Origin of the sequence: Bacillus cereus group sp. N6, assembly GCF_016483705.1 — a bacterium.
Lineage (GTDB): Bacteria > Bacillota > Bacilli > Bacillales > Bacillaceae_G > Bacillus_A > Bacillus_A wiedmannii.
Genome location: NZ_JAEHBI010000296.1, coordinates 1 through 253, shown reverse-complemented (window position 1 = coordinate 253; position 253 = coordinate 1). Strand labels below are relative to the sequence as shown.

The window sequence follows — 253 nt, the reverse complement described above, 5'->3', positions numbered from 1 at the left end:
CGCTGTTGACTAAACGAAACCATTAACCGTCGCTACTCCCGCTGGTTTAGGCACAAAGATGGCTCCTGTTTATGCCCAAGCTGCCTTTGATAATGAGATGAGCTATGTTGCAATTGGAAAAGAAGAAGGTAGACTCTTAACAGGTGGCGAATGAGACGATTCTAAAGGCTGGTTCATCCAACAAACAATCGTTGCTGACGTTGCAGAATATGATCGCTTAATTAAAGAAGAAATCTTCGGACCAGTAGTAGCA

1 pseudogene is annotated in these 253 nt (G+C 43.5%); it reads left to right on the top strand.

Annotated elements, in window-relative coordinates:
* Positions 1–13: 13 nt before the first annotated feature.
* Positions 14–253, top strand: a pseudogene (locus JDS99_RS31355) (aldehyde dehydrogenase family protein); the annotation flags it as partial.